Genomic DNA, 6307 nt, shown 5'->3' on the forward strand with positions numbered 1-6307 from the left:
GTGTCCCGGCCACCCTCGTGGTGGCCGGGACACGGTCATGTCCGCGCTACGGCAGGAGGGTCTTTGAGAAGTGATCTTGTGTCCGGGTTCGTCAGGTCAGCCCGAGGGCGGTGAGGGGCCGCTGGTGGTCTCGGGCGGTGCGGCGGAGGGCGGCGGCAATGTTGGTGTGGCCGTCTTGGCGGTGGATGCCGATGGCGAGGTTGCGCGGGCCGGCCATGACGCGGGGCAGGTTGCGGGTGCGGATCTTTGAGGCGTCCTCGTGGAAGGTGCAGTCGCGGACGTGGTGGAGCTGGTTCTCGATGTGCCAGTGCCCGCGGATCCAGGTCGCGAGATGGCTGCCGGTGGCCGCGCCGGGCGGCAGGCTCGTGACCAGGTAGATCCGCTCGATCGTCAGCTTGCCGGTACCCATGTCCCGCCTCCAGCGCACGACTTGGAGGGCTTGGCGGGCGTGCGGGTAGTCGATGTGGGCGAACGCGGCGGTCTTCAGCCAGCGGATCTCGTCGCGGTGATGGGCCCTTGCTGCCTGATCATGTTCCGGGGGAGGCGTTCGCGAAAGCGTCACGCTTCCGGGAGGACTTATTCGACTGCCTGACCGCGCGCGGGGACGAGCTGTTCGACCTCGCCGACGCGTTGCTGTGCGCGGACGGACCGGTGACGGCGCCGGTCGACCTGACGCTGGTGGCTGAGCACCGGCGCGGACACGGCGCGATGTACGACGCGCTCAACAGCGGAAACGTGGACGTGCCCCGGCTGCGCCAGGTGCTGGCCGGCCTGCCCATGCCGCAGGCCGCCGACGGCCGCCTGGTCCTCGCGGTCGACGTGAGCAACTGGCTCCGCCCGGACGCGCCGACCAGCGCGGATCGTCTATTCTGTCACGTCTACGGCCGCAGCGGACGGTCCTCGGACCAGTTCGTGCCCGGCTGGCCGTACTCGTTCGTCGCGGCCCTGGAATCCGGCCGGACGTCGTGGTGCCAGCTCCTGGACGCCGTGCGTCTCGGGCCGGACGACGACGTCGCCGAGGTCACCGCCGCCCAGGTCCGCCGGGTGGTCGTGGATCTGATCGAGATGGGCCGCTGGCGGGCGGGTGACCGCGACATCCTGATCGTCTTCGACGCCGGCTACGACGCCCCGCGCATGGCCCACCTCCTCGACGGCCTCCCGGTCGAGGTCCTGGGACGGATGCGCGCCGACCGCGTCATGCGACGGCCGACGCCCTCGCCCAAGGAGTACGCCCTGTCCTATCCCCAGGGCGGGCGACCGCCGAAGCACGGCAAGGAGTTCCGCTTTGCCAAGCCGGAGACCTGGGGCGAGCCGGATGCGGCGACGGTCCAGGTCACCGACCGGTACGGCACCGCCCGCGCGATGGCCTGGGACCGCATCCATCCGAGGCTGACCACCCGCTCCGCATGGATCGACCACACCGGTGAACTCCCCATCATCGAGGGCACGTTGATCCGACTCCAGGTCGACCGCCTGCCCGGTGGTGGAGACCCGCTGCCCCTCTGGCTGTGGTCGTCGGCCACCGGGCTGAGCAGCGAGGACGTCGACGTCCGCTGGCAGGCGTTCCTGCGCAGGTTCGACATCGAGCACACCTTCCGGCTGATGAAGCAGACGCTCGGCTGGACCCGGCCGAAACTCCGCACCCCCGAGGCCGGAGACCGCTGGACGTGGCTGATCATCGCCGCCCACACCCAGCTCCGGCTCACCCGTGAAGCCGCGGCAGACCTCCGCCGCCCCTGGGAGAAGCCGGCCGAGCCCGCACGGCTCACCCCGGCCCGAGTCCGCCGAGGGTTTCGGAACCTCCGCCCGCTCCTGCACTGTCCGGCCAGTGCACCGAAACCCTCAACACCTGGACCAGGAAGGCCACTTGGTTCGAAGAACCGCCGCCCTACGACCCACTATGATGTCGGGAAAACGACCAGGCGCCCTGTGAGCATCATCGAGCGCGACAGCCTCAGAGGTTAAAAGACAAGCTGACAGCTCGTTGCTTCGAGGCATCGCTCTGGGGCGCGTCATTCGGACTCCTGCGGACGGCGGCGTGCGGGGATGCCGAGGTGGACGGCTGGTCGCTGAGCTCGGCGTTGGGTCTCGTCGCGCTTCGCGCGGAGGAAGGTGAGGGTGAGGTCGATGCCCTCGATCTCACCGATCCAGCCTTCGGCCTCGGCCTGCGTCCTGCGTTGCAGGAGGTCGGCTTCGAGCTCGGAGAGCCGGGCGAGCATCTTGGGATTGACGTAGAGCATCGGGCAGCGGATGCAGGCGTGTTCGTGCTGGCAGGGGGTGCCGTAGGGGCGTCCGCAGGATCCGAGCTCGACCTTGCGGCGGTCGAAGTGCTCCTCGAACTCGGCCCACTCGTCAGAGGTGGTGTCTCGGTATTCGTCGGTGGGACGGATCTGGCGCCGGTGTTCCAGGTGCTCCTGGTAGTGGCGGATGACGTCTTCGTCGAACACCGCGACGTAGCCGCGAGTGGTCTGGACATTCAGGTGCCCGAGCAGGGCCGCGCCGATGTGGATCGGCAGGCCGCTGTTGACGAGTTCGGTGATGAAGATCCGGCGGAGGTCGTGCGGGGTGAACTTCAGCCCCTTGAAGCCGGGGTGCACTTCGGCGAGGGCGAGGCAGCATCGCTCGATCATCTTCTGGATCGTGCCGACGTTGAGACCGCGGGAACCGTGCCGTTCTGCCGCTGGAACAGGAACGGCATCGGAGGACTCCAGACCTTGTCGTGCGGGTCGTAGCGAGTCACGAGCGGGATCGGCCGCCCGGTGCGAGCGTGCCGGCGGATGATCGAGGCGATCACGTGGAAGAGCTCGGCGGACATCGGGATCACACGCTCGCGGTCGGTCTTCGAAGGAGCGATGACCAGCAGGGCGATGACTTCGCCACCGGGCCGCTGATACTGGCGGATGCTCAGGTGGGTGAGCTCGCACAGCTCCTCGACGCGGACGCCGGAGTGCCGCAGCGTCTCCACCGCTGCCCAGTCCCAGAAGGTGGTTTCCTCCTCGGCGGCAATGTGGATCATCTCGCCGCTGTCGTTGTTGCGCAGACGTGGCGGAATAGGTGCGGTGTGCCGGCTGAGCTTGCGATCGGCATCGCTCAGCACGCGCGTGTAGCTGGTGCCGGCGAACGTGAATGTCTCTCCCTCAACCGCTTCCTCGGCAAGCTGGAGCAGCTGACGGAAGTGGTCGTAGCGGGACTCGACGTGCTCGACGAGCACCGGCAGCAGCGGCTGACGCTGGCGGGTGCGGTCGGCACTGCGTTCATTGATCCGCCGGCGGCGAGCACCGAGCCCGTGCAGATCGGAGGGCGGGACCGGGCAGGGAGCGACCCACGTAGCCCACCGCTCAGGTTCCTGAGCGGCCCAGGTGTGCAGGTCGTAGTAGAAGCTGCGGACGGAGATCACCAGGCTGTCCGCCCCGGCGCGCGGAGCGCCGTTGTCCTTGACGGCGATCATCTGCCGCCAGGCGGCGTAGATCTCCGGGGAGATCCGCAGGTCGCCCTGGTCGGGATTGAGGCGTTCGATCTTCTCCCAGAAGTGGTGGGCCAGGTGCAGGACCAGGTTCTTCAAGGTGGCGTAGTCGGTGTCCGCGCGGCGCCGGGTGAAGTAGTCGATCAGTAGCCCGCGAACGGCCTGGTTGCGGATCGGGTAGAGGTCGACGAGCTCCTCGACGCTCTTCTGGCCCCGCATGAGAGCGGCGCGCATCGTTGCCGGAACGGTCGGCGGAAGGTGGCCCGTGGCGTGGAGCACGTGCCACACACCTTGGCCGCGGAGCCGGTTCCCGGCCTTGTTCCCGGGGTCCACCACCGACCAGGCCCGCCGGTTCTCCTGAGCGAAGTGCAGCAGCGCGGGTGCCGTGACGTCGCTCAGCGCGACCCCCTGGACGGCGAGCAGAACGCACAGGTCGAACAGAGCCTCGGTGCGGTGCGCGTAGGTGTGCTGGTGCACCTCGACCTGCTTGGCGAACTCGTCCAGCAGCGGGTCGCTCTGGGCGGAGATGAAGTGGGCTGCGAAGCCGGTCATGTGGTGGCGCCGGAAGGCCACCAGGGACGGCTGGATGACGCGCAGGCAGATCAGGGCTCGCAGGCCGGTGGTGAGTTTGACGCTGGGGCTGCGGCGGCATTCCAGGTCGTTGACGTCGGCCAGTCCTTGCCCGACAGGGCTGGCGTCCCACCGTTCCTGCCGGGTCAGGCCGGGGTAACCAGCCAGGTGGTCCAGGAGGAGCCCGGCGGCCTGGCCGCGCTGCTGTCGCGTTGACGTACCTCCATCCCAGGTGTCGACGACCAGCTTCGCGATCGACCGCGAACTGCTGCGGGACAGGTCGCCGAACGGGCGGGGTGGCGTGGTGGCGGTGGCCGGCTCGGCTGTCATCGGCCCACCGACGAAGCGGCTGGGGTAGTCCAGTCCCTCGGCGATCGGGCCGTGGCGGCGGCTGACGCCGGTGGTGGGGCTCGCGGCGGTCTTACGAGTTGGTGCGTGATAGCGGGTAAGGCTTCGTGTCAGGCAGGTGGCATGATCCGGTTGTGGCGATCATGGTCAATCGTGCGGTGCTGACGCATCGGCTGTTCACTGGGATCTCTCGGCGTCATTTCGCTCACCTGGTTGAGGAGTTGGCGGTGCCGTGGCAGGCCGGTCTCGAGGGCCGCCGTCATGCTGCACGAGGTGGGGCCAGGAAACGGGCCGCGGGAGCCGGCGCTCGCCACCAGCTGGTGTTCGTCGACCGGCTGGTGGCCACGCTGATCCATCTGGGGCACGACCTGCCGCACTCGGTGCTGGGGCTGCTGTTCGGTGTCGACCGCTCGACCATCACCCGTGCGATCGCAGAGATACGTACGCTCCTGGCCGAGCGGGGGTGCGCGGTCCCCGACCGTCCCGGCCTGCGGTTACGGACCATGGCCGACGTGTTCGCCTACGCTCAGGCCGAAGGCATCGAGCTGCGGCTGGACGCCACCGAGATCCAGGTCCGCAGGCCGCAGGCCAACCGCGGCGGTCGCCGTGCGTTTGTCTCGGGCAAGAAGAAGCAGAACACGATGAAGGCCACCGTCATCGCTGACTGGCGGGGCCGCACATTATGGACCGATGGGCTGCGGCCTGGACGTATGCACGACGCCACGGCCGCCCGCAACGAAGGCATCGCCGTCTGCTTCCAGCACTTCCCCGATGTCGAGGTCCTCCTGGACGACGGCTACCTGGGCCTGAGCCGCGACCACCGCGGGCAAGCGATCACACCGCCCAGAAACCCCGGCCCGGAGCATTGCCCGGCAGAGTCGAACAGTGGGAACGCGACCGCCACGAACACTCCTCCGACCGCATCACCGTCGAACACGCCCTCGCCGACCACAAACGCTGGAAGCAACTGACGCGCTGGACCCACCGCCGCGACCGCCTGCCCGACACCTACCGCGCCATCGCCAGCCTCGTCTCCGACCGCACCAACAACACCTAAGAACAGGCCACGGCCAGGCCAAACACGCCTCACCCGCTATCACACACCAACTCGTTAGACGCCATTTCACTTGGCCAGTCGGCGGTGGCATATGAGGGTCGCGGCGATGGCTGTGAAGGCAAGGAAGTGTTCCGGCTTGCGCTCGTAGCGGCGGTGCAGGCGGCGGCAGCCGGACAGCCAGGACACGGTCCGCTCCACCACCCAGCGGTGTCGGCCCAGCCGCCGGGACGACTCGATGCCCTTGCGGGCAAGGCGGTGCCGAATGCCGCGGGAAGCGAGCCATCGCCGCAGGTGGCGGCAGTCGTAGCCCTTGTCACCGTGCAGCTTGGCGGGCCGCCGGCGTCGAGGGCCGCGACGTGAGCGGATGGGTGGGATGCCGCGGACCAGCGGGATGAGGGCCTGGCTGTCGTGGAGGTTGGCGGCGGAGATGCCGATCGACAGGGGCAGGCCCTGGCGGTCGACGATGAGGATGCTCCTATAGATCGTCAAGATGTGGGGCAGAGTTGTTCAGCGGTGAGTTGCGGGCGGGGTAGCAGACGGTAGATCTCGCGGGCAACGAAGCGTTTCAGGCACCGGATGATCTCCTTCTTGGAGAGGCCGTCGGCGGTGCGTCGGGCGACGTACTTCTGAGTACGCAGGTCGTACTTCATGCGGACCAGAACGATGGTGTGCAGGGCTCTGTTGGCTTGGCGGTCGCCGCCGCGGTTGAGCCGGTGACGGTGAGTGCGACCGGAGGACGCAGGGATGGGTGAGGCTGCGCAAAGGTGGGCGAAGGACGCCTCAGAGCGGAGACGTTCGGGGTTGTCGCCGGCGGTTTCCAGGAGCTGACCTGCAGTCTCGGAACCCACGCCGGGCAGCGCGACGAGCTT

5 protein-coding genes and 2 pseudogenes are annotated in these 6307 nt (G+C 68.5%); 2 read left to right on the forward strand and 5 right to left on the reverse strand.

Features of this window, described 5'->3' with window-relative positions; all coding sequences use genetic code 11:
- Positions 1-91 precede the first annotated feature (91 nt).
- A complete protein-coding gene (locus ACGFRF_RS28460) occupies positions 92-409 on the reverse strand; it encodes a transposase (protein ID WP_393744635.1) in 318 nt (105 codons plus the stop codon).
- A 107-nt stretch (positions 410-516) separates the two neighbouring features.
- On the opposite strand from ACGFRF_RS28460, the gene ACGFRF_RS28465 reads away from it, so the two are divergent.
- Complete coding sequence (locus ACGFRF_RS28465) at positions 517-1965, forward strand: NF041680 family putative transposase (RefSeq protein ID WP_393744636.1); 1449 nt, start codon at positions 517-519, stop codon at positions 1963-1965.
- Between the two features lie 47 nt (positions 1966-2012).
- Here ACGFRF_RS28465 and ACGFRF_RS28470 read toward each other — a convergent pair whose 3' ends face one another.
- Together ACGFRF_RS28470 and ACGFRF_RS28475 are read right to left on the reverse strand one after the other, a co-directional pair.
- Positions 2013-2630, reverse strand: coding sequence for a site-specific integrase (locus ACGFRF_RS28470; protein ID WP_393744638.1), 618 nt, complete (start codon positions 2628-2630; stop codon positions 2013-2015).
- Positions 2627-4363 (reverse strand): site-specific integrase, encoded by a 1737-nt coding sequence (locus ACGFRF_RS28475; RefSeq protein WP_393744640.1) that lies wholly within the window; start codon positions 4361-4363, stop codon positions 2627-2629. The genes ACGFRF_RS28470 and ACGFRF_RS28475 overlap by 4 nt, the downstream gene beginning before the upstream one ends.
- 161 nt (positions 4364-4524) lie before the next feature.
- On the opposite strand from ACGFRF_RS28475, the pseudogene ACGFRF_RS28480 reads away from it, so the two are divergent.
- Positions 4525-5438 (forward strand): annotated as a pseudogene (locus ACGFRF_RS28480) (transposase family protein).
- 66 nt (positions 5439-5504) lie between these two features.
- On the opposite strand, the pseudogene ACGFRF_RS28485 reads toward ACGFRF_RS28480, so the two are convergent.
- A pseudogene (locus tag ACGFRF_RS28485) lies at positions 5505-5906 on the reverse strand (IS5 family transposase); the annotation flags it as partial.
- A gap of 17 nt (positions 5907-5923) precedes the next feature.
- Positions 5924-6307: IS110 family transposase (locus tag ACGFRF_RS28490; RefSeq protein ID WP_393744642.1), on the reverse strand; the 384-nt coding region annotated here is incomplete at its 5' end.

It is taken from the genome of Streptomyces sp. NPDC048521 (assembly GCF_043199855.1).
In the GTDB taxonomy this organism is placed as follows: Bacteria; Actinomycetota; Actinomycetes; order Streptomycetales; family Streptomycetaceae; genus Streptomyces.